Origin of the sequence: Klebsiella variicola (assembly GCF_000828055.2) — a bacterium.
In the GTDB taxonomy this organism is placed as follows: Bacteria; Pseudomonadota; Gammaproteobacteria; order Enterobacterales; family Enterobacteriaceae; genus Klebsiella; species Klebsiella variicola.
Map to the genome: position 1 here is coordinate 5,107,585 of NZ_CP010523.2, position 20,906 is coordinate 5,128,490.

Annotated in this window: 17 protein-coding genes and 1 pseudogene; 11 read left to right on the forward strand and 7 right to left on the reverse strand. The window is 59.7% G+C overall.

Annotated features, from left to right (window positions below; genetic code table 11):
• Positions 1-4 precede the first annotated feature (4 nt).
• From phnL to phnP, 4 genes are read left to right on the forward strand one after another with little or no spacing between them, the layout of a single operon-like run.
• Positions 5-685 carry a phosphonate C-P lyase system protein PhnL gene (gene phnL / locus SP68_RS23860; protein ID WP_008807247.1) on the forward strand — a complete coding sequence of 227 codons (681 nt, stop codon included), beginning with the start codon at positions 5-7 and terminating at the stop codon, positions 683-685.
• Positions 682-1,818, forward strand: a complete 1,137-nt coding sequence (phnM, locus tag SP68_RS23865; protein ID WP_040971115.1) for an alpha-D-ribose 1-methylphosphonate 5-triphosphate diphosphatase — start codon at positions 682-684, stop codon at positions 1,816-1,818. Before phnL ends, phnM begins: the two co-directional genes overlap by 4 nt.
• Complete coding sequence (phnN, locus tag SP68_RS23870) at positions 1,818-2,381, forward strand: ribose 1,5-bisphosphokinase (protein ID WP_012543150.1); 564 nt, start codon at positions 1,818-1,820, stop codon at positions 2,379-2,381. The genes phnM and phnN overlap by 1 nt, the downstream gene beginning before the upstream one ends.
• A gap of 15 nt (positions 2,382-2,396) precedes the next feature.
• On the forward strand, positions 2,397-3,155 hold the full coding sequence (phnP, locus tag SP68_RS23875) for a phosphonate metabolism protein PhnP (RefSeq protein WP_008807250.1): 759 nt from the start codon (positions 2,397-2,399) through the stop codon (positions 3,153-3,155).
• Positions 3,156-3,177: 22 nt separating this feature from the next.
• On the opposite strand, the gene yjdP is transcribed toward phnP, so the two are convergent.
• Entirely contained in the window at positions 3,178-3,531 is a 354-nt protein-coding gene (gene yjdP / locus SP68_RS23880) for a DDRRRQL repeat protein YjdP (RefSeq protein WP_012543151.1), read from the reverse strand.
• Between the two features lie 70 nt (positions 3,532-3,601).
• On the reverse strand, positions 3,602-5,887 hold the full coding sequence (locus SP68_RS23885; protein WP_023296905.1) for an ATP-binding protein: 2,286 nt from the start codon (positions 5,885-5,887) through the stop codon (positions 3,602-3,604).
• A gap of 179 nt (positions 5,888-6,066) precedes the next feature.
• On the opposite strand from SP68_RS23885, the gene SP68_RS23890 reads away from it, so the two are divergent.
• The 4 genes from SP68_RS23890 (at position 6,067) to SP68_RS23905 (ending at position 10,636) form a co-directional block, all read left to right on the forward strand.
• Entirely contained in the window at positions 6,067-7,587 is a 1,521-nt protein-coding gene (locus SP68_RS23890; RefSeq protein WP_008807253.1) for a sugar ABC transporter ATP-binding protein, read from the forward strand.
• Positions 7,584-8,582 carry an ABC transporter permease subunit gene (locus SP68_RS23895; RefSeq protein WP_004206363.1) on the forward strand — a complete coding sequence of 333 codons (999 nt, stop codon included), beginning with the start codon at positions 7,584-7,586 and terminating at the stop codon, positions 8,580-8,582. The genes SP68_RS23890 and SP68_RS23895 overlap by 4 nt, the downstream gene beginning before the upstream one ends.
• A 30-nt stretch (positions 8,583-8,612) precedes the next feature.
• A complete protein-coding gene (locus tag SP68_RS23900) occupies positions 8,613-9,554 on the forward strand; it encodes an ABC transporter substrate-binding protein (protein ID WP_012543155.1) in 942 nt (313 codons plus the stop codon).
• A 74-nt stretch (positions 9,555-9,628) separates the two neighbouring features.
• Positions 9,629-10,636, forward strand: a complete 1,008-nt coding sequence (locus SP68_RS23905; protein ID WP_022065799.1) for a carbohydrate kinase family protein — start codon at positions 9,629-9,631, stop codon at positions 10,634-10,636.
• A gap of 124 nt (positions 10,637-10,760) precedes the next feature.
• Here the strand turns inward: SP68_RS23905 and SP68_RS23910 are convergent, their stop codons facing one another.
• The 3 genes from SP68_RS23910 to SP68_RS23920 form a co-directional block, all read right to left on the reverse strand.
• Complete coding sequence (locus SP68_RS23910) at positions 10,761-11,678, reverse strand: nucleotidyl transferase AbiEii/AbiGii toxin family protein (protein WP_040971114.1); 918 nt, start codon at positions 11,676-11,678, stop codon at positions 10,761-10,763.
• 5 nt (positions 11,679-11,683) lie between these two features.
• Complete coding sequence (locus SP68_RS23915) at positions 11,684-12,442, reverse strand: type IV toxin-antitoxin system AbiEi family antitoxin (protein ID WP_040971113.1); 759 nt, start codon at positions 12,440-12,442, stop codon at positions 11,684-11,686.
• An 84-nt stretch (positions 12,443-12,526) separates the two neighbouring features.
• Entirely contained in the window at positions 12,527-13,255 is a 729-nt protein-coding gene (locus SP68_RS23920; protein WP_008807258.1) for a response regulator transcription factor, read from the reverse strand.
• A 272-nt stretch (positions 13,256-13,527) separates the two neighbouring features.
• Between SP68_RS23920 and fdhF the strand changes: the two genes are divergently transcribed.
• Positions 13,528-15,675, forward strand: coding sequence for a formate dehydrogenase subunit alpha (gene fdhF / locus SP68_RS23930; RefSeq protein ID WP_077598880.1), 2,148 nt, complete (start codon positions 13,528-13,530; stop codon positions 15,673-15,675).
• A 705-nt stretch (positions 15,676-16,380) separates the two neighbouring features.
• The gene (locus tag SP68_RS23935) at positions 16,381-17,067 is read left to right on the forward strand and encodes a tetratricopeptide repeat protein (RefSeq protein ID WP_008807260.1); all 687 of its coding nucleotides are present in this window, start codon (positions 16,381-16,383) and stop codon (positions 17,065-17,067) included.
• Positions 17,068-17,101: 34 nt separating this feature from the next.
• Here SP68_RS23935 and gltP read toward each other — a convergent pair whose 3' ends face one another.
• On the reverse strand, positions 17,102-18,415 hold the full coding sequence (gene gltP, locus SP68_RS23940) for a glutamate/aspartate:proton symporter GltP (protein ID WP_012543161.1): 1,314 nt from the start codon (positions 18,413-18,415) through the stop codon (positions 17,102-17,104).
• A 111-nt stretch (positions 18,416-18,526) separates the two neighbouring features.
• A pseudogene (locus SP68_RS27090) lies at positions 18,527-18,727 on the reverse strand (hypothetical protein).
• A gap of 100 nt (positions 18,728-18,827) precedes the next feature.
• Between SP68_RS27090 and acs the strand changes: the two are divergent.
• Positions 18,828-20,786, forward strand: coding sequence for an acetate--CoA ligase (acs, locus tag SP68_RS23945; RefSeq protein WP_040971109.1), 1,959 nt, complete (start codon positions 18,828-18,830; stop codon positions 20,784-20,786).
• Positions 20,787-20,906: the final 120 nt, after the last annotated feature.

Genomic DNA, 20,906 nt, shown 5'->3' on the forward strand with positions numbered 1-20,906 from the left:
TAACATGATCCGCGTTGAAAACATCCATAAAACCTTTGTTCTGCACCAACAGCACGGCGTGCGCCTGCCGGTGCTGGCCGACGCCTCGCTGACCGTTAACGCCGGGGAGTGCGTGGTACTCCACGGTCACTCCGGCAGCGGCAAATCGACGTTGCTGCGTTCGCTGTATGCCAATTATCTGCCGGACAGCGGCCATATCCACATCCGCCACGGCGAGGAATGGGTGGATCTGGTCACCGCCACCCCACGCAAGGTACTGGAAGTGCGCAAAACCACCATCGGCTGGGTCAGCCAGTTTCTGCGGGTGATCCCGCGCATTTCAGCGCTGGAGGTGGTGATGCAGCCGCTGCTCGACCTTGGGACGCCGCGTGAAGCGAGCGCCGCGAAAGCCGCCCAGCTCCTGACCCGCCTCAACGTTCCGGAACGCCTGTGGCACCTTGCGCCGTCGACCTTTTCAGGCGGCGAGCAGCAGCGGGTCAACATCGCCCGCGGCTTTGCGGTCGACTATCCGATTCTGCTCCTTGATGAGCCCACCGCCTCACTGGATGCCAAAAACAGTGCTGCCGTGGTCAACCTGATCCACGATGCCAAAGCGCGCGGCGCGGCCATCGTGGGGATTTTCCATGACGAAGGGGTACGCCGTCAGGTCGCCGACCGACTGCACCCCATGGGAATGACAGCATGATTATCAATAACGTAAAACTGGTTCTCGACGACGACGTGGTCCACGGTTCACTGGAAGTCCAGCACGGTCGCATCCTCGCTTTCGCCGAAAGCCAGAGTCGGCTGCCGCAGGCGCTGGATGGGGAAGGCGGCTGGCTGCTGCCGGGCCTTATCGAACTGCATACCGATAACCTCGACAAGTTCTTTACCCCGCGACCGAAGGTGGACTGGCCGGCCCACTCGGCGATGAGCAGCCATGACGCCATGATGGTCGCCAGCGGCATCACCACCGTGCTCGACGCCGTGGCGATTGGCGACGTGCGTGATGGCGGCGATCGTCTTGAGAATCTGGAGAAGATGGTCAATGCGGTGGAAGAGACGCAAAAGCGCGGCCTCAACCGCGCCGAGCATCGCCTGCACCTGCGCTGCGAGCTGCCGCATCACACCACGCTGCCGCTGTTTGAAAAGCTGATTGACCGCGAGTCGGTGAGCATGGTCTCTCTGATGGACCACTCGCCAGGCCAGCGTCAGTACGCCGATCGCAGCAAGTACCGCGATTACTATCAGGGCAAATACCATCTCACTCACGACGAAATGGACCGTTTTGAAGCCGAGCAGATGGCCCTGGCCGCCACCTGGTCGCAGCCGAATCGTCAGACCATCGCCGCCATGTGCCGCGCCCGTCGTATCGCCCTCGCCAGCCACGACGACGCCACCGAGGCGCATGTGGCCGAATCCCGTCAGTTAGGTAGCGTCATCGCCGAGTTTCCCACCACGCTGGCCGCAGCGCAGGCTTCACGTCAGCATGGGATGCACGTCCTGATGGGCGCCCCCAATATCGTGCGCGGCGGTTCCCACTCTGGCAACATCGCGGCGCACCAGCTGGCGAGCAGTGGTTTGCTGGACATTCTCTCGTCTGACTATTACCCCGCCAGCCTGCTGGATGCCGCTTTCCGCATCGCCGACGCCGAGGATAACGCCTTCACCCTGGCGCAGGCGATCCGTCTGGTCAGCAAGCATCCGGCGCAGGCGCTGGGCCTTGACGATCGCGGCGTCATCGCCGAGGGGAAACGCGCCGACCTGGTGCTGGCGCGCCGTCGCGGCGAGCATGTGCACATCGACCATGTCTGGCGCCAGGGAACGAGGGTCTTTTAATGCCGGGAAAACTGATTTGGCTGGTGGGCCCCTCTGGCTCCGGTAAAGACAGCCTGCTGGCGGCGCTGCGCGAGCGCGAGCACCCGCAGCTGCTGGTGGCCCATCGTTACATTACCCGCCCGTTTAACGCGGGCAGCGAGAATCATATCGCCCTCAGCGAACATGAATTTTTTACCCGCGCCGAGCAGCATCTTTTTGCTCTCAGCTGGCACGCCAACAATACTTACTATGGCATTGGCGTGGAGATCGACCTGTGGCTGCACGCTGGCTTTGACGTGGTGGCCAACGGCTCCCGCGCCCACCTGGCGCTGGCCCGGGAACGCTACGGCGAGGTGCTGGTGCCGATCTGTCTCGCCGTCTCGCCGCCGGTGCTCCGCCAGCGGCTGGAGCAGCGCGGCCGGGAAAACGCACTGGAAATCGCCCAGCGTCTGGATCGCGCCGCGCGCTATAAGCCGGACAATTGCCTGACGTTGAATAATGACGGGAGTCTTCGACAATCGGTTGACGATTTCTTCCGCCTGCTGCGCAGCCACGTGGCACGCGTAGAGGATCAGCCGGTATGAGTGAAAGGTGACACGATGAGCCTGACAATCCGTTTAACCGGCACCGGCGGCGCCCAGCTGGTGCCCGTCTTCGGTTGCGACTGCGCGGCCTGCCGCCGCGCCCGCCGCGAGGAGAGCCACCGACGCCGCCCCTGTAGCGGCGTGGTCACGTTCAACAGCGCCGTGACGCTGCTTGATGCCGGACGACCGGATCTGATGGAACATCATCCCGCCGGTAGTTTTCAGCAGGTGCTGCTGACCCACTACCATCTGGATCATGTGCAGGGGCTGTTTCCGCTGCGCTGGGGAGTCGGCGCGTCGATCCCGGTCTATGGCCCGCCGGACGACGCCGGCTGCGACGATCTGCTCAAGCACCCCGGCCTGCTCGATTTTAGCCATACCGTCACGCCGTTTGTGGTGTTTGACCTGCAGGGGTTGCGGGTAACGCCCCTGCCGCTCAACCACTCGAAGCTCACCTTCGGTTATCTGCTGGAGTCGGCCCACAGCCGGGTGGCCTGGCTCTCGGATACCGCCGGGCTGCCGGACAAGACGCTGAAGTTTTTACTCAACAACCGCCCGCAGGCGATGATCATTGATTGCAGTCATGAGCCGCGCGCGCAGACCCCGCGTAACCACAACGATCTAAACACCGTCCGCCACCTTAACCAGGTGATTGGCTGTCCGCGGGTGATCCTCACCCATATCAGCCACCAGTTAGATGTCTGGATGATGGATAACCCGCTGCCGACAGGTTTCGAAGCGGGATATGACGGGATGGAAATCGTGCTGGATTAAGTGCAGGTCCGTTGCGGAGCGATCAGTAGCTATCATCCAGACGACGCTGGTCGCTTTCTAACTGGCGACGATCCTGATCGAGCTGGCGCTGGCGTTCGTCAAGCTGGCGGCGGCGATCGTCCAGTTGCCGTTGTCGATCGTCATACTGACGCTGGCTGTCGCGGCTCTGCTGACGGCTCCCCTGATAGCGCCCGTCATCATACCGGCCATCATCATCGTATCTGTCGTCGTCATCGGAGCGGTTGCTACCCGGGTTATAGGCGTCGTTAATGGCTTGCTGAATATTGCCGATCGCGTCATCGATAATATCGGCGCGAGCGGCCAGGCTGGTCAGCGACAGGGTGCAAAAGAGCAGTGCGGTTGCGTAACGTTTCATCGGGGCCAATCTCGTCAGAGTCCTGCCGCTACCTTAATCAAGCGTACAACCCCCGAGTAGCGGAGGAATCTCAAATCCTCGCGTACGCCGCGCTCAGCGCCTGCGCCAGCTGGGCGCGGGTAAACGGCTTACGCAGCCACTCTACTTCCGGCAGGGCCGGATTCTGCGCCGGACGCAAATCCTGGCCGCTGATCAGCAGCACCGGCAGCGCCGGAAAGCGGCGTCGGGCGGTATGGATCACGTCGGCGCCGCTCAGCGCGCCGGGCAGCATCAGATCGCTAATCAACAGAGCGATATCCGGCGACGCCTCCAGCAGCTGCAGCGCCTCTTCGCCACTCGGCGTCTCCAGCGTCAGCCAGCCCAACTGATGCAGCTGTTCACACAGCGTCTGGCGTACATCTTCTTCATCTTCCAGCACCAGCGCCAGCCGTTCTCCCGCCGGCAGCGGCTCGTCCTCCGCTGGCGCCACCGTCGTCTCAACCTCGGTCATCGCCCGCGGCAGCTGCAGCCGCACCGTCGTCCCCTGCCCCGGCGCGCTCTCCAGCGCCACCCGGCCGCCCGACTGGCGCACAAAACCATACACCATCGACAGTCCCAGACCGCTGCCGCTGCCGGTGGCTTTGGTGGTGAAGAACGGTTCAAACACCCGGGCTTTCACCGCCTGCGACATCCCGCTGCCATGATCGATCACCTCCAGGGCCACCATATCCTGCCGCTGACCGCTGCTGCGGGTGACCCGCTGATTCCATGTGCGTATTTTGATAACCCCGTCGCGCCCGGCCATGGCGTCGCGGGCGTTCATCACCAGATTGATCAGGGCGTTTTCCAGCTGGCCAACGTCTATCCATGCCGGCCACGCCGGCGACTGCGCCTCAATCTCCAGACTTAAGGTCGCTGGCAGGGAGTGACGCATCAGCTCGCTGAGGTTCTCCAGCAGCGGCGCCATCGCCACCGCCTGGGGATGCAGCGCCTGTTTGCGCGAAAAGGCCAGCAGCCGCTGAGTCAGAAGCGCCCCACGCTCCGCCGCCTTCAGCGCCCTGGAGAGGCGCGGCGCATCGCGTGCGTCCGGTTCCACCAGCTCGAGGCTGCCGATGATCACCGCCAGCAGGTTGTTAAAGTCATGCGCCAGCCCCCCGGTCAACTGGCCGACGGCCTTCATCTTCTGGCTGTGCAGCAGCGCCTCTTCCAGCTCCTGGCGCTTAATCCGATCGATCTCCATCTGGGTGGTCTTCTCTTTCAGCAGCCGGGTGGTGTGCTCCAGCGACGCCGTATTGCGGGCGAAAACGTTAAAGGCTCGCGCCAGCTCGCCCAGCTCATCGCGCCGCTGCAGGGCCGGCACCGAGACGTTCGGCTCCCCCTGAGCCAGCCGCGACATCGCCAGGGAGATGGCGGTCAGGTTCGAGCCAAGGTTACGGTAGATATACCACCCGGCGCAGCCGGTGATCGCCAGCGCCAGCAGCGCGGAAAGCAGAATAAACATGCTGATGGAGCGCAGCTCCCGATGGCTCTGCGCTGCCCGCTGCTCTGAGGCTTCCGCCACCCGGGTCACGTACTGATTGATATCCTCGTTAAGCAACGCGACCAGCGCTTTGATGTGGTACATGTACCAGCTGATCGTCAGGTCGCTCTCCTCCAGCTGGGCCGACAGCGGGGCCAGCGTCGCCAGTTCCCGGGTGACGTCGGGCAGGAAAAACGCCAGCGCGGGATCGGCGCTGCCTGCCGGCAGGTCGCCGCGCAGCTGGTCGAGCTGCAGAACGATCGACCGCGGCGTAACGGTATGGATCGCGGCCACGATCAGCCGGTCCATCTCGGCCAGCCGGCGCGGATCGATCGCCTTATCCCCGCCGCGATCGTTAAGATCGGCGAGATGGCGCAGATTGCTCTGATTCTGGTAAAGCGAACTCAGCAGCGCATTGCGCTGCAGATGGCGGCGCTGGCCGCGCTCCAGCATCTCCGCCACGCTCTGCTGCAGCGCGTTGCTGCGTCGAATAATATTGGCCACCCGCGCCTGCTCCTGCTGCGCCAGCGGGGCCGCCGCCAGCTGGGCCAGCGAGTGCTTCAGCGCCTGCTGCGTCGCCAGCAGCCGTTCCGCTTCGCTTTTGTACTCCAGCGCCCCCACCACCTGCGACAGGCGCACCGCCGCCGTGGCGACATTCGCCGTGTCCCGCGCCAGATCCATACTGCCGCGCATGTCGTTGAGAGTCTGGCGCTGCACCTGCTCCTGCAGCTGGCTGGCGTGGTGAAAGCCGAACACCGCCACGCCGCTCACCAACAGGGTGACCACGCCCATCAATAGATTAAAGGAGAGCAGGCGGCCACGGGCGCTGGTGAAAAACGGGTGTCGGCGAGCGGTCATAGCAACTCCAGTGAAGGATAGGTCGGCATATAGGCGTGACGGTGCAGAAAATGACGCCGCGTAACTGTGATCGCGGTTAACTATTTATCACTATGACAAATATGAATGGATTCTGACATTCTGCATTTATTTTCCGGTGGTGGACTGCAGCTATTGTTCTCATAGACAGGAGCGCCGCGATGACCGCCACCCCGGTACTGGAAATGCGCCATATCGCCAAAGCTTTTGGCAAATTCTACGCGCTGAAGGGCGTCGACCTGACGGTCTGGCCAGGGGAGATCCATGCCCTGATGGGAGAAAACGGCGCCGGAAAAAGCACGCTGATGAAGATCCTTGCCGGCGCCTATACCGCCACCAGCGGCGAGATCCTGATCGACGGAAAACCGCAAACCATCCGCGGCCCCAAGGACGCGCTGGCCGCTGGGATCACGTTGATCTATCAGGAGATGCAGCTGGCGCCGAACCTGACCGTCGCGGAAAACATTTTCCTCGGCAGCGAGCTGGCGCGCGGTGGCCTGGTGCAGCGCAAAGCCATGCTCAGCCAGGCGCAGGCGGTGATCGACCGTCTCGGCGCCCAGTTCAAAGCCAGCGACCGGGTGATGACCCTGACCATCGCCGAACAGCAGCAGGTGGAGATCGCCCGGGCGCTCCACCGTCAAAGCCGCATTCTGGTGATGGATGAACCCACCGCCGCCCTCTCCTCGCGGGAAACCCAGCGCCTGTTCGAGCTCATCCTGCGCCTGCGCGATGAGGGGATGGCGATTATCTATATCAGCCACCGCATGGCGGAAGTGTATGAGCTCTCCGACCGCGTCAGCGTCCTGCGCGACGGGCAGTATGTCGGCAGCCTGGTGCGCGACAAGCTCAACGCGCCGGAGTTGGTGCGCATGATGGTCGGCCGCCCGCTCAGCGATCTGTTCAATAAAGAACGCGACATTCCCCGCGGCCAGCCGCGCCTGCGGGTCGAGGATCTGACCGATGGCGGCAAGGTTAAGCCCAGCAGCCTCGTGGTGCATGCTGGCGAAATCGTCGGCCTCGCCGGACTGGTCGGCGCCGGGCGGTCCGAACTGGCGCAGCTGATCTTCGGCGTGCGCAAAGCCACTGGCGGGGTGATTGAGATCGACGGCGAGCCGGTGGTGATCCACTCGCCGCGCGAAGCCATCGACCTCGGGATCGGCTTTCTGACCGAAAACCGCAAAGAACAGGGGTTGTTTCTCGAACTGGCAGCCCAGGAAAACATCACCATGGCGACGCTGGAACGCGACGCGAACTGGGGGATGCTCAACCGCCGGAAGGCGCAAACCATCTCCGATGACGCCATCCAGTTGCTTAACATCCGCGTGCCGCACGCCCAGGTGCGCGCCGGCGGACTGTCCGGCGGCAACCAGCAGAAATTATTGATTTCACGCTGGGTGGCGATTGGCCCGCGCATTCTGATCCTCGATGAACCCACCCGCGGCGTCGACGTCGGCGCGAAAAGCGAGATTTACCGCATCATGAACGACATGGCGCGCCAGGGCGTCGCCATTCTGATGATCTCCAGCGAACTGCCCGAAGTGGTGGGCATGAGCGACCGGGTCTATGTGATGCGCGAGGGCGCTATCGCCGGCGAGTTACAGGCCGGCGATATCAGCCAGGAAAGTATCATGACGCTGGCCACCGGCGTGAACGATTCTCACCTTAAGGCAGGGCAACTATGAGCATACCGAAAGAGACCTCCGCGCCGGTCGCGAAATCCGCTTCGGCGAAAAAAATGTTGATGGGCGACCTGATGCAGACCGTCGGCATTCTGCCGATCCTCATCCTGATCGTCGCCGTTTTCGGCTTTATCGCCCCCAACTTTTTCACGGAAAGCAATCTGCTGAATATCACCCGCCAGGCCTCGATCAACATTGTGCTGGCGGCGGGAATGACCTTCATCATTCTTACCGGCGGCATTGACCTCTCCGTTGGCTCCATTCTCGGCACCACCGCGGTGGCGGCAATGGTGGTGTCGCTGATCCCGGAGCTGGCGTTGCTGTCGATTCCGGCGGCGCTGATGCTCGGCCTGCTGCTTGGGCTGTTCAACGGCGCGCTGGTCGCCTTCGCCGGGCTACCGCCGTTTATCGTCACCCTCGGCACCTACACGGCGCTGCGAGGCGCCGCCTATCTGCTGGCCGACGGCACCACGGTGATCAACTCCGATATCAGCTTTGAGTGGATCGGCAATGACTACCTCGGCCCGGTGCCGTGGCTGGTGGTCATCGCCCTGGCGGTTATCGCGGTGTGCTGGTTTATCCTGCGCCGCACTACCCTTGGGGTGCATATCTACGCGGTGGGCGGCAACATGCAGGCGGCGCGGCTGACCGGCATCAAAGTCTGGCTGGTGCTGCTGTTTGTCTACGGCATGAGCGGCCTGCTCTCCGGTCTTGGCGGGGTGATGAGCGCCTCGCGGTTATACAGCGCCAACGGCAACCTCGGCGTCGGCTACGAACTGGATGCCATCGCCGCGGTCATTCTCGGCGGCACCAGCTTCGTCGGTGGTATCGGCACCATCACCGGTACGCTGGTGGGGGCGCTGATTATCGCCACCCTCAATAACGGCATGACCCTGATGGGGGTCTCCTACTTCTGGCAACTGGTGATCAAAGGGGCGGTGATCATCATTGCGGTGCTGATCGACAAATACCGTACCCGACACCATCAAAGTGCATAACAACACCATCTTACCTGCGAGGAAAAGCGAATGCGTTTAAAACCGATAGTGACCGCGCTGTGTGCTGGCGCGCTGCTGGCCGCCTCCCCCTTTGCGTCGGCCAAAGAACTGAAAGCGATTGGCGTGACAGTGGGCGACCTTGCCAACCCGTTCTTTGTGCAGATCACCAAAGGGGCGGAGCTGGAGGCCCGCAAGCTGGCGGGAGATAATGTCAAAGTGACGCTGGTCTCCAGCGGCTACGATTTGGGCCAGCAGGTGGCGCAGATCGATAACTTTATCGCCGCCAAAGTCGATATGATCATCCTCAACGCCGCCGATTCGAAGGGCATTGGCCCGGCGGTGAAGCGGGCCAAAGAGGCCGGGATCGTGGTGGTGGCGGTTGACGTCGCCGCCGAAGGCGCCGACGCCACCATTACCTCCGATAACACCCAGGCGGGCGAGCTGGCCTGTAAATACATTAGCGACCGCCTGAACAACAAAGGCAGCGTGGTGATCATCAACGGGCCGCCGGTATCTGCGGTACAAAACCGCGTCGAAGGCTGCGAAACGGAGTTCAAAAAACACCCGGATATAAAAATCCTCTCCTCCAACCAGAACGCTAAAGGCAGCCGGGAAGGCGGCCTGGAGGTGATGACCTCCCTGCTGGCGGCCAATCCGAAGATTGACGGCGTGTTCGCGATCAACGATCCGACGGCGATTGGCGCCGATCTGGCGGCGAAACAGGCGCAGCGTAGCGAGTTCTTCATCGTGGGCGTCGACGGCAGCCCGGACGGCGAAGAGGCGCTGAAGCGTAAGAACTCCCTGTTCGTCGCGACGCCGGCGCAGGATCCGCAGGTCATGGCGGCGAAGGCGGTGGAGATTGGCTACGACATCCTACAGGGCAAACCGGCGCCGACCGCGCCAGTGCTAATCCCGGTGACGATGATCGACAAAAACAACGTCAGCTCTTACAAAGGCTGGACCGTGAAATAAGCGCAACCCGGCGCACAATCGTTCCGCCGATTGTGCGCTACGCTTAACGAGTATGACGGCGCGGAGTAGCGATCATGGAACGTAAAGGGATTATTGCCGCAGGCAACATGCTGGTCGATCATGTCCACCAGATCAGGCAGTGGCCGGAGCGCGGCTGGCTGGTGGAAATTGTCCATAGTGAACGCGCCACCGGCGGCGCCCCGCTGAATGTCCTGCTGACCCTGGCTAAAATGCATGCCGGACTGCCGCTGCAGGCGGTTGGCCTGATTGGCGAGGATAACGACGGCGACTACATTACCGCCATGCTCGATCAGTACCATATCAATCGCCAGCTCGTGCAGCGCACCAGCTCCGCACCCACCTCGATGACCCAGGTGATGACCGACGCCGACGGCCAGCGCACCTTCTTTCACTCTCCCGGCGCCAACCGACTGCTTGACCTCCCGGCCTTTGAGCCGCTGGATACGCCGCTGAAGATTTTTCATCTCGGCTATCTGCTGCTGCTCGAAAGCCTTGATCGGCCCGACGAGGCGTTCGGCACCCGCAGCGCGCGACTGCTGGCGCAGATGCGCGATCGAGGCTATGAAGTGTCCCTCGACCTGGTGTCGCGCAAAGGCGATCCGCACTACCGCCCGCGGGTCCTGCCGGCGCTGGCGCATCTCGACTACCTGACCATCAATGAGCTGGAGGCCAGCGAGTTTAGCGGGCTGGAAATCCGTCTGCCCAACGGTGAGCCGCACGTCGCTAATATCGCCCGCGCCGCCAGCGCATTACTTGACGCCGGCGTGCGCCAGCGGGTGGTGATCCATTGTCCGGAGGGCGCATGGGGCGTATCCCGCACGGAAGCCGGGCGCTGGGTACCGTCATGGCGGCTGCCGCCGGAGGAGATTATCGGCAGCGTCGGCGCGGGAGATGCCTTCTGCGCCGGCCTGCTGTATGGCAGTCACGAACGCTGGCCGTTAACCGACAGTCTGCAGCTGGCCCACGCCTGCGCCCGCGCCAGCCTGCAGGCTGCCAACGCGATCGACGGCGCCAAAACGCTCCCTGAGCTGCAGGCGTTTATTCAGTTGCAGAATGGTTAGACTGGGCAGATCCCGCTATCAGGGCGATGCCACAGGAGAACGACGTATCATGGCGAGAAAAGGGATACGGTTTATTCAAATCACGCCTGTTTTACGCTGAGTTCAACAAGCCCGGGCCAGATGACTAACTGCGCCACTCGGCCAACACCTTTTCCAGTTTATCTAATGACTCAGCGCGTTTTATCGCTGGCATCTGATGAATATTGCGCAATTTCCACTGCACGGCAGGCAAATCCTGAATACGCGTTTCCGGCGCTAAACGCCAGTCTGGTTCGCCTCGTTTAAATGACAGCAAAAAATCGACATCCTGTTGCGTGAAACAGGATTTTAACGCATCAATCATCCTGTAGGGGACTGCTGTCAGTTCCTCCAGGGCTATCGTCTCAAATGTCATCCCGCTGAATTCACGGTAAAAGGGTTCAGCAATATCTTTCCAGCGAGGACTAAGCACTTCAGCCAGAGGCCGATTATGGCTAAGTAAATACGCGATAAACCCATTGAAAATGGGACGGTTAAGCTCCTGCGCATCAAGAAGTAATTTCACATCATAAAAATCTCTGGGATGCTGGCGATCCAGCGCCGCGCATAATTTTCCACCGTAGAGATCGGGCAACGAAACCACCGGAAGGCTGGCATAGCCAAAAACGTCCTCTACCGCCCCCACCACCTCTCGCTCCTGTGGTGGATATAATGTTCCCCGTGCGACCGGTGAGACCTCTATCTTTATTTGTGCGCTATCGGTAGTAACAACGACACGCATCTCATCGGAACGATTAGCTTGTAATACAGCGTTCATACCTGCCTGTTGTTGCAGATTAGCGGCAATACGTGCAAGCGCATCCCGTATATGAGGTAAAGCGATCGTTCTGCTTTCCAGGGGCACCCAGGCGAGGTCGATATCCACCGATAATCGTGGGAAATCACGGATAAAGAGATTGATTGCCGTGCCACCTTTCAGAGCAAATTCCCGTTCGACGGCAACATAGGGTAAAACCTGCATTAACAGAGCAACCTGCCGATAATAGGGCGCCTGTATATCCATATTTTTTATTCCTTTTGAAAGCGTTCAGGCACAGTGATTTGATATTGAGCATTGAACTTGCCATTTACCACGATTTGCCGCTTACCCGCACCCAGATCGATTTTTTGGCTATCGATTCGTCTGAGCCAACCATGCTCGTAAAAACTGGCGAAAAAGAGATACAAACGCTTGGTCTGCACGGACTGGCTGACAGAAAGCAGATACTCTACTTTACGAGGATTAAGATTAACCAGTCCCTGGAAAAGCTCTGCCGCGTGGTTAAATGAGAGGGTCCCCGGTACCGCGCTCAACAACTCGTAAGCAGCCAGTTCCGGCGCACTGCCGGTGAGTCTTTTCCCTTTTACATCAAGCATTACGCGGTATTTATCATCCAGCACCGGCAGTTTTTGCCCCGATATGACTATCCACTCCACACCCGGGAATTCCCTGAACCATTTTGGCAGCAGCGCTTTATTTTCCATACTCAACCAGCACTGGTTTTGTTTGAGCTGTAGATAGTGTGAACGACCCTGCCAGACTAAGCTACTGAGCCCCGCGACATACACCGGAGCGGCTAGCTGATTTTGCAAACATGCTAATGCATCGTTCCACTCCGGCTCACGTCCCGCACGCGCGTATACGCCGTTGCCTCGTTTTTTTAACCAGCCACTTTGCGTGTATTTAAAGGCCAGAGAGGGAGAGATGGCATGCCGGCTTAACCAGGACTGAAGGATCACATCTCCGGGAGCACTGTTTTGCAGCAGCCAGTTTAATTTTGATGGCATAGATTAACCCAAGGTGTCACTTTAATAAAAAAAGTAAACTCGCCGCGCTAAATAAAGTCAAGAGCAGGTTGGCAGCACCTCGCCCTACGCCGCCTTATCGCTGTGGGTCACATCGGCGGAAAAGACATAGCCCAGACCGCGCAGGGTTTTAATCAACGTCGGCTGATGCGGGTTTAACTCGATTTTGCGGCGCAGGCGCATGATCAGCACGTCGATGGTCCGGTCGAACACCTCAGTGCTTTCATTATGAGTCAGCGCCAGCAGCTGTTCGCGATTCAATACCCGGCGCGCGTTCTGCGCCAGCGCCAGCAGCAGGCCATATTCTCCCTGGGTCAGCGGGATCGCCTGCTGCTGCGGGTTATACAGTTCGCAGCGCGTGGTATCCAGCCGCCAGCCGTTAAACGTCAGGCCGCTGCCGACGCCCGACGTCTCGCCGGCCAGCGCCCCGCTGCGTCGCAGTACCGCTTTCACCCGGGCGACCACCACCCGCGAGCTGAAAGGTTTGGCGATGTAATCATCGGCGCCCATCTCCAGGCCAACCACTACATCAGACTCACTGCCCAGACCAGACAGCATCACCACCGGCAACTCAGGCCGCGTGCGCTGCAGCTGCTGAAGCACCTGCAGACCATGGGTATCCGGCAGGATCATATCCAGCAAAACCAGCGCGATGTCTGCCCGCTGCGCCACCCTCGCCAGCGCGTCGCCGCCGGTCTGGCAGACCAATACTTCAAACGCGTGCGCGCCAAGCACATCGCTGAGCAGTTCGCCCATCGCTATGTCGTCATCCACCACCAAAATGACTGGTTTCATCTTTGCCTCTGCCCGCGGGGAATTAGTGTCAGTCTGATCGATTCTGCAAGCCTGCGCCGACAAATTCCTCTCCCGGTGACATTTTTTCAAGCGCCGTCACATCTCCGGCGTATCGACACGTCAAATCTGTCGACAGGCTGTTTTTCGTCAGCATTTCGCCCAAAAAAGCCGCGTATCATCAAGGAATATCCACAATGAAAATATGGCATAGAAGATGCATAGTGACGGCGCGATAGCGCAAACGCGCCCATTGAATAACTGGAGCAAGACCGATGAAAAAAGTCGTCACGGTTTGCCCGTATTGCGCATCAGGTTGCAAAATCAACCTGGTGGTCGATAACGGCAAAATCGTTCGGGCTGAAGCGGCGCAGGGGAAAACCAACCAGGGAACCCTGTGCCTGAAGGGCTATTATGGCTGGGACTTTATTAACGATACCCAGATCCTGACGCCGCGCCTGAAAACCCCCATGATCCGTCGTCAACGTGGCGGCAAGCTGGAAGCTGTCTCCTGGGATGAGGCGCTGGATTACGTCGCCACTCGCCTCAGCGCCATTAAAGCCAAATATGGCCCGGATGCGATCCAAACCACCGGCTCCTCCCGCGGCACCGGTAATGAAACCAACTATGTGATGCAAAAATTCGCGCGCGCCGTTATTGGTACCAATAACGTCGACTGCTGCGCTCGCGTCTGACACGGCCCTTCGGTTGCAGGTCTGCACCAGTCGGTCGGTAACGGCGCCATGAGTAATGCCATCACGGAGATTGATAACACCGATCTGGTGTTTATCTTCGGTTACAACCCGGCGGATTCCCACCCTATCGTGGCGAATCACGTCATTAACGCCAAACGCAACGGGGCGAAAATCATCGTCTGCGACCCGCGCAAAATTGAAACCGCGCGCATCGCCGACATGCACATTGCGCTGAAGAACGGCTCGAATATCGCGCTGCTCAACGCCATTGGCCACGTGATTATTGAAGAGGATCTGTACGATAAATCCTTCGTCGCCAGCCGTTCCGAGGGCTTCGAGGAGTATCGCAAAATCGTTGAAGGCTATACGCCGGAGTCGGTGGAAGCGATCACCGGGGTTAGCGCCCAGGAGATCCGCGCCTGCGCCCGGATGTACGCCAGCGCCAAATCCGCCGCCATCCTGTGGGGCATGGGCGTCACCCAGTTCTATCAGGGCGTGGAGACGGTCCGGTCGCTGACCAGCCTGGCGATCCTCACCGGCAACCTCGGCAAGCCGAGCGTCGGCGTCAACCCGGTACGCGGCCAGAACAACGTCCAGGGGGCCTGCGACATGGGCGCGCTGCCGGATACCTATCCGGGCTACCAGTACGTCAAATTCCCGGAGAACCGCGAGAAGTTCGCCAAAGCCTGGGGCGTCGACAGCCTGCCGGAACATACCGGCTATCGCATCAGCGAGCTGCCGCATCGCGCGGCGCACGGTGAAGTGCGGGCAGCGTACATCATGGGTGAGGATCCGCTGCAGACCGATGCCGAACTCTCGGCGGTCCGCAAAGCGTTCGACGATCTGGAACTGGTTATCGTCCAGGACATTTTCATGACCAAAACCGCCTCCGCGGCCGACGTCATCCTGCCGTCCACATCGTGGGGCGAGCACGAAGGCGTGTATACCGCAGCGGACCGCGGCTTCCAGCGCTTCTTTAAAGCCGTGGAGCCGAAGTGGGACCTGAAAACCGACTGGCAGATCATCAGCGAAATCGCCACCCGGATGGGCTATCCGATGCACTACAACAATACCCAGGAGATCTGGGATGAGTTGCGGCATCTGTGCCCGGACTTCTACGGCGCCACCTATGAGAAAATGGGCGAACTCGGCTACGTCATGTGGCCATGCCGCGATGAGTCCGACGCCGACCAGGGGACGTCGTATCTGTTTAAAGAGAAGTTCGATACCCCGAACGGGCTGGCGCAGTTCTTCACCTGCGACTGGGTCGCGCCGATCGATAAGCTCACCGACGAGTACCCAATGGTGCTGTCGACAGTGCGCGAAGTCGGCCACTACTCGTGTCGTTCAATGACCGGTAACTGCGCGGCGCTGGCGGCACTGGCGGATGAACCTGGCTATGCGCAAATCAACACCGCCGACGCCGAACGGTTAGGCATCGAAGATGAAGCGCTGGTGTGGGTGAATTCGCGTAAGGGTCGGATCATCACCCGCGCGCAGGTCAGCGACCGGCCGAACAAAGGCGCGGTGTATATGACCTACCAGTGGTGGATCGGTGCCTGTAACGAGCTGGTCTCAGAGAACCTGAGTCCGATAACCAAAACGCCGGAGTACAAGTACTGCGCGGTCAACGTTGAGCGGATTGCCGATCAGCGCGCGGCGGAACAGTACGTGATCGATGAGTACAACAAGCTGAAAGCCCGCCTGCGCGAAAGCGCGATGGGTTAAGGTTCGAACCTTTGTACCATTGAGTAGCCCCGGTAAGCGGTAGCGCTACCGGGGATTTTCCCCGGAGGCGGCGCATTGCGCCTTCTCCGGGCTACCAAATCGCACAACGCTGTAGCCCCGGTAAGCGTTAGCGCCACCGGGGATTTTCCCCGGAGGCGGCGCATTGCGCCTTCTCCGGGCTACCAAATCGCACAACGCTGTAGCCCCGGTAAGCGTTAGCGCCACCGGGGATTTTCCCCGGAGGCGGCGCATTGCGCCTTCTCCGGGCTACCAAATCGCACAACGCTGTAGCCCCGGTAAGCGGTAGCGCTACCGGGGATTTTCCCCGGAGGCGGCGCATTGCGCCTTCTCCGGGCTACCAAATCGCACAACGCTGTAGCCCCGGTAAGCGTTAGCGATACCGGGGATTTTCCCCGGAGGCGGCGCATTGCGCCTTCTCCGGGCTACCAAATCGCACAACGCTGTAGCCCCGGTAAGCGTTAGCGCCACCGGGGATTTTCTCCGGAGGCGGCGCATTGCGCCTTCTCCGGGCTACCAAATCGCACAACGCTGTAGCCCCGGTAAGCGTTAGCGCCACCGGGGATTTTCCCCGGAGGCGGCGCGTTGCGCCTTCTCCGGATATTTACCCCGCTAATTCCCGCCATTTTCTTCTTTTTCGCCTCCCTTTATACTGCGCGCTATGTTCCTTGCTGATAATAAATACAAATGAAATACCTCTTTTTATTTTTACTGGTTTTCACCAGCGGCGCAGCGGTCGCCACCGAACCGGGCAGCCAGTATCAACAGCAGGCGGAAGCCGGCGATCGACGCGCGCAATATTACCTTGCCGATACCTGGGTCAGCTCCGGCGATTATGAGAAAGCCGAATACTGGGCGCAGAAGGCCGCCGCCCAGGGCGATGGCGATGCACTGGCGCTGCTGGCGCAGCTCAAAATTCGCAACCCTCAGCAGGCGGACTATCCGCAGGCCCGCCAGCTGGCGGAAAAAGCCGTCAAGGTCGGCAGTAAATCCGGGGAGATCGTTCTGGCGCGGGTGCTGGTGAACCGTCAGGCTGGCCCCACCGATGTGGCGCACGCCATCACGCTGCTGCAGGATGCCGCCCGGGATAGCGAAAGCGATGCAGCGGTGGACGCCCAGATGCTGCTGGGGCTGATCTACGCCAGCGGCGTGCACGGCCCGGAAGATGATGTGAAAGCGAGCGAATACTTCAAAGGCAGCTCGGCGCTCTCACGGACCGGCTATGCCGAATACTGGGCCGGGATGATGTTCCAGCAGGGAGAGAAAGGCTTTATCGAACCGAATAAGCAGAAGGCGCTGCACTGGCTTAACGTCAGCTGCCTGGAGGGGTTTGATACCGGCTGCGAAGAGTTTGACCGGATCAGTAAAGGATAAGAAAAAGCCCGGCGTTCGCGCCGGGCTTTGTGTTTTATTGGGCGGTTTTATCAAACTTGCCCAGCACTTCGCGTTCATACGCCAGCGCTTTTTTGCGGTCGAACTTATGCTCCCATTTGGCGATAACCAGCACCGCCAGCGCATTGCCCACCACGTTCAGCGCGGTACGCGCCATGTCGAGAATACGGTCGACACCGGCGATAAAGGCGAGGCCTTCCAGCGGGATCCCCACGCTACCCAGGGTTGCCAGCAGCACCACGAAGGAGACGCCCGGCACGCCAGCGATCCCTTTCGAGGTCACCATTAAGGTCAGCACCAGGGTGATCTCCTGCCAGATAGAGAGGTCGATACCGTACAGCTGGGCGATAAAGATCGCCGCGATGCTCTGATACAGCGTTGAACCATCGAGGTTAAAGGAATAACCGGTCGGCACCACAAAGCTGGTGATCGACGCCGGCGCGCCATAGGCTTCCATCTTCTCGATAATGCGCGGCAGCACGCTCTCCGAGCTGGCGGTGGAGTAGGCCAGAATCAGCTCATCTTTCAGGATACGGATCAGGATCCAGATGCTCAGGCCACACAGACGCGCGACAATCCCCAGCACCACCAGCGCGAAGAACAGGATCGCGAAGTAAACCAGCAGTACCAGCTTGGCCAGCGGCCACAGCGAGGCGAAACCAAAGGTGGCGACGGTCACCGAAATCAGGGCGAACACCCCGATCGGCGCATAGCGCATCACCATGTGGGTGACTTTAAACATGGTTTCGGAGATGGAGCGGAAGACCGTCACCAGCGGCTCACGGTGGGTCGCCGGCAGCGAGGAGAGCCCCAAACCAAACAGCACCGAGAAGAAGATAATCGGCAGCATATCGCCTTTCGCCATCGACGCCACGATGTTGGTCGGGACCAGCGACAGGATAGTGCCCATCAGGCCATGCGCATGGCTTTGCACCTCGGCAGTCGTGCTCTGATATTTCGAAATATCAACCGCCGCCAGCTGTGACATATCAATGCCGGTCCCCGGCTGAAAGACGTTGGCCAGGGTGATACCCAGCACGATCGCCACCGTGGTGATCACTTCGAAATAGATAATGGTTTTGGCGCCGATCCGGCCTAACTGCTTGGCATCGCCCACGCCGGCAATCCCGACCACCAGGGTCGAAATGACAATCGGGACCACGATCATTTTAATCAGATGGATAAAGATATCGCCCGCCGGCGTCAGCAAATTGCTAATCAACCAATCGCGACTTTCGGCGTGGTAATGCAGATAACTGCCCAGAAGGATACCCAGCACCAGGGCTAGCAAGATTTGCCAGGCCAGACTGACTTTTTTCGTTTTCTTCACTACTGACTTCCTCAATGAAAGGCACCATTCCTTTTCGTCATGGTACCCACTGCAGGGGGTATGAATTGTGTTGCGTTGCTTTGTGGGGTTATTTAACGCGCAATATCAGTATCATTTGCACGGCATGCTGCGCAAGCCTTTAAGAATAGGGCTTTCTTCTGGTTTTCTGCATAAAGTCACGAATTTTCCCCAGTTACAATGCATAAGTATTTGTAATAAAAAATATTTCACACCTTCCGTTTCTATAAATTCATTTACGTAATTATTTCACTTCAAAGTTTCATTTGATGAAATTTCACTCAGTTGAATCATTGCGTGATCTGCCCCCCAATTAACAAACAAAGCTGTCAAAACCCCTACTATTAACGTTTGTTTGACATATATTTAACAAGTTCAAAGGAGAAAAAAAGCCATGAGCCAAATACACAAACACCCTATTCCCGCTAATATCGCGGAACGTTGCCTGATTAACCCGGAACAGTACAAGGCGCAGTACCAACAATCCATAACCGACCCTGATACATTTTGGAGCGAGCAGGGCAAGATCCTTGACTGGATACGCCCCTATACCCGCGTGAAGAACACCTCTTTCGCGCCGGGTAATATTTCCATCAAATGGTATGAAGATGGCACCCTGAACCTCGCCGCCAACTGCCTCGACCGCCATCTCGCCGAGCGCGGCGATCAAACCGCCATCATCTGGGAAGGCGACGACGCCAGCCAGAGCAAGCACATCACCTACCGTGAACTGCATGCGGACGTGTGCCGCTTCGCCAATGTGCTGCTCGACCTTGGGATTAAAAAAGGCGATGTGGTCGCCATTTATATGCCGATGGTGCCGGAAGCCGCGGTGGCGATGCTGGCCTGCGCCCGCATCGGCGCCATCCACTCAGTGATTTTCGGCGGCTTCTCGCCGGAGGCGGTGGCCGGACGCATTATCGACTCCAGCTCGCGCCTGGTGATCACCGCTGACGAAGGGCTGCGCGCTGGTCGCGCCATCCCGCTGAAGAAAAACGTTGATGACGCGCTGAAAAACCCGAACGTCAACAGTATTGAGCATGTCGTGGTCCTGAAACGTACCGGCGGCAAAATCGACTGGCAGGAAGGCCGCGACCTGTGGTGGAGCGACCTGATGGCGAACGCCAGCGCCGAGCACCGGCCCGTCGAGATGAACGCCGAAGATCCGCTGTTCATCCTCTATACCTCTGGCTCCACCGGTAAACCGAAAGGGGTGCTGCACACCACCGGCGGCTACCTGGTCTACGCGGCCACCACCTTTAAATACGTTTTCGACTACCATCCGGGCGATATTTACTGGTGCACCGCCGATGTGGGCTGGGTCACCGGCCACAGCTATCTGCTGTATGGTCCGCTGGCCTGCGGCGCCACCACCCTGATGTTCGAAGGGGTACCGAACTGGCCAACCCCGGCGCGTATGTGCCAGGTCGTCGATAAGCATAAGGTCAGCATTCTCTATACCGCCCCGACGGCTATCCGCGCCCTGATGGCGGAAGGCGACAAAGCTATCGAAGGCACAGACCGTTCCTCGCTGCGCATTCTCGGCTCGGTCGGCGAACCGATTAACCCGGAAGCCTGGGAGTGGTACTGGAAGAAGATCGGTAACGAGAAGTGCCCGGTGATGGACACCTGGTGGCAGACCGAAACCGGCGGCTTTATGATCACCCCGCTGCCGGGCGCAATCGAGCTGAAGGCCGGCTCCGCGACGCGTCCGTTCTTCGGCGTCCAGCCGGTGCTGGTGGATAACGAAGGCCTGCCGCTGGATGGCGCCACCGAGGGCAATCTTGCCATCGCCGACTCCTGGCCCGGCCAGGCGCGTACCCTGTTCGGTGACCATGAGCGCTTTGAGCAAACCTACTTCTCCACCTTCAAAAATATGTACTTTAGCGGCGATGGCGCGCGTCGCGATGAAGATGGTTACTACTGGATCACTGGCCGCGTGGATGACGTGCTGAACGTCTCCGGCCACCGTCTGGGTACCGCGGAAATTGAATCCGCGCTGGTGTCGCACCCGAAAATCGCTGAAGCGGCGGTGGTGGGGATCCCGCACAACATCAAAGGCCAGGCCATCTACGCCTACGTGACGCTCAATCACGGCGAAGAACCAACGCCGGAGCTGTATGCCGAAGTGCGTAACTGGGTGCGCAAAGAGATCGGCCCGCTGGCGACGCCGGATGTGCTGCACTGGACCGATTCGCTACCGAAAACCCGCTCGGGCAAAATCATGCGTCGCATTCTGCGTAAGATTGCCGCGGGCGACACCAGCAACCTCGGCGATACCTCGACGCTCGCCGATCCTGGCGTCGTGGAAAAACTGCTCGAAGAGAAGCAGACCATAACGATGCCATCGTAAGCAAGGACCGATTCCCTACACCCTCTCCCCCGCCGGGGAGAGGATAAAAATAAGTCCCTCCCCCAGGATTCCACTCGCAGGAACGCCGTCAGCAAACCGTATCCCGGCGCCATCGCCGGA

What these genes read in the sequence shown, in the direction of transcription:
- phnP (WP_008807250.1), top strand. Translation starts at nt 2,397, where the DNA reads ATGAGCCTGACAATCCGTTTAACCGGCACCGGCGGCGCCCAGCTGGTG.
- SP68_RS23900 (WP_012543155.1), top strand. Translation starts at nt 8,613, where the DNA reads ATGCGTTTAAAACCGATAGTGACCGCGCTGTGTGCTGGCGCGCTGCTG.
- SP68_RS23935 (WP_008807260.1), top strand. Translation starts at nt 16,381, where the DNA reads ATGAAATACCTCTTTTTATTTTTACTGGTTTTCACCAGCGGCGCAGCG.
- SP68_RS23905 (WP_022065799.1), top strand. Translation starts at nt 9,629, where the DNA reads ATGGAACGTAAAGGGATTATTGCCGCAGGCAACATGCTGGTCGATCAT.
- SP68_RS23885 (WP_023296905.1), bottom strand. Translation starts at nt 5,887, where the DNA reads ATGACCGCTCGCCGACACCCGTTTTTCACCAGCGCCCGTGGCCGCCTG.
- yjdP (WP_012543151.1), bottom strand. Translation starts at nt 3,531, where the DNA reads ATGAAACGTTACGCAACCGCACTGCTCTTTTGCACCCTGTCGCTGACC.
- SP68_RS23915 (WP_040971113.1), bottom strand. Translation starts at nt 12,442, where the DNA reads ATGCCATCAAAATTAAACTGGCTGCTGCAAAACAGTGCTCCCGGAGAT.
- phnN (WP_012543150.1), top strand. Translation starts at nt 1,818, where the DNA reads ATGCCGGGAAAACTGATTTGGCTGGTGGGCCCCTCTGGCTCCGGTAAA.
- SP68_RS23895 (WP_004206363.1), top strand. Translation starts at nt 7,584, where the DNA reads ATGAGCATACCGAAAGAGACCTCCGCGCCGGTCGCGAAATCCGCTTCG.
- phnL (WP_008807247.1), top strand. Translation starts at nt 5, where the DNA reads ATGATCCGCGTTGAAAACATCCATAAAACCTTTGTTCTGCACCAACAG.
- SP68_RS23910 (WP_040971114.1), bottom strand. Translation starts at nt 11,678, where the DNA reads ATGGATATACAGGCGCCCTATTATCGGCAGGTTGCTCTGTTAATGCAG.
- phnM (WP_040971115.1), top strand. Translation starts at nt 682, where the DNA reads ATGATTATCAATAACGTAAAACTGGTTCTCGACGACGACGTGGTCCAC.
- acs (WP_040971109.1), top strand. Translation starts at nt 18,828, where the DNA reads ATGAGCCAAATACACAAACACCCTATTCCCGCTAATATCGCGGAACGT.
- SP68_RS23890 (WP_008807253.1), top strand. Translation starts at nt 6,067, where the DNA reads ATGACCGCCACCCCGGTACTGGAAATGCGCCATATCGCCAAAGCTTTT.
- SP68_RS23920 (WP_008807258.1), bottom strand. Translation starts at nt 13,255, where the DNA reads ATGAAACCAGTCATTTTGGTGGTGGATGACGACATAGCGATGGGCGAA.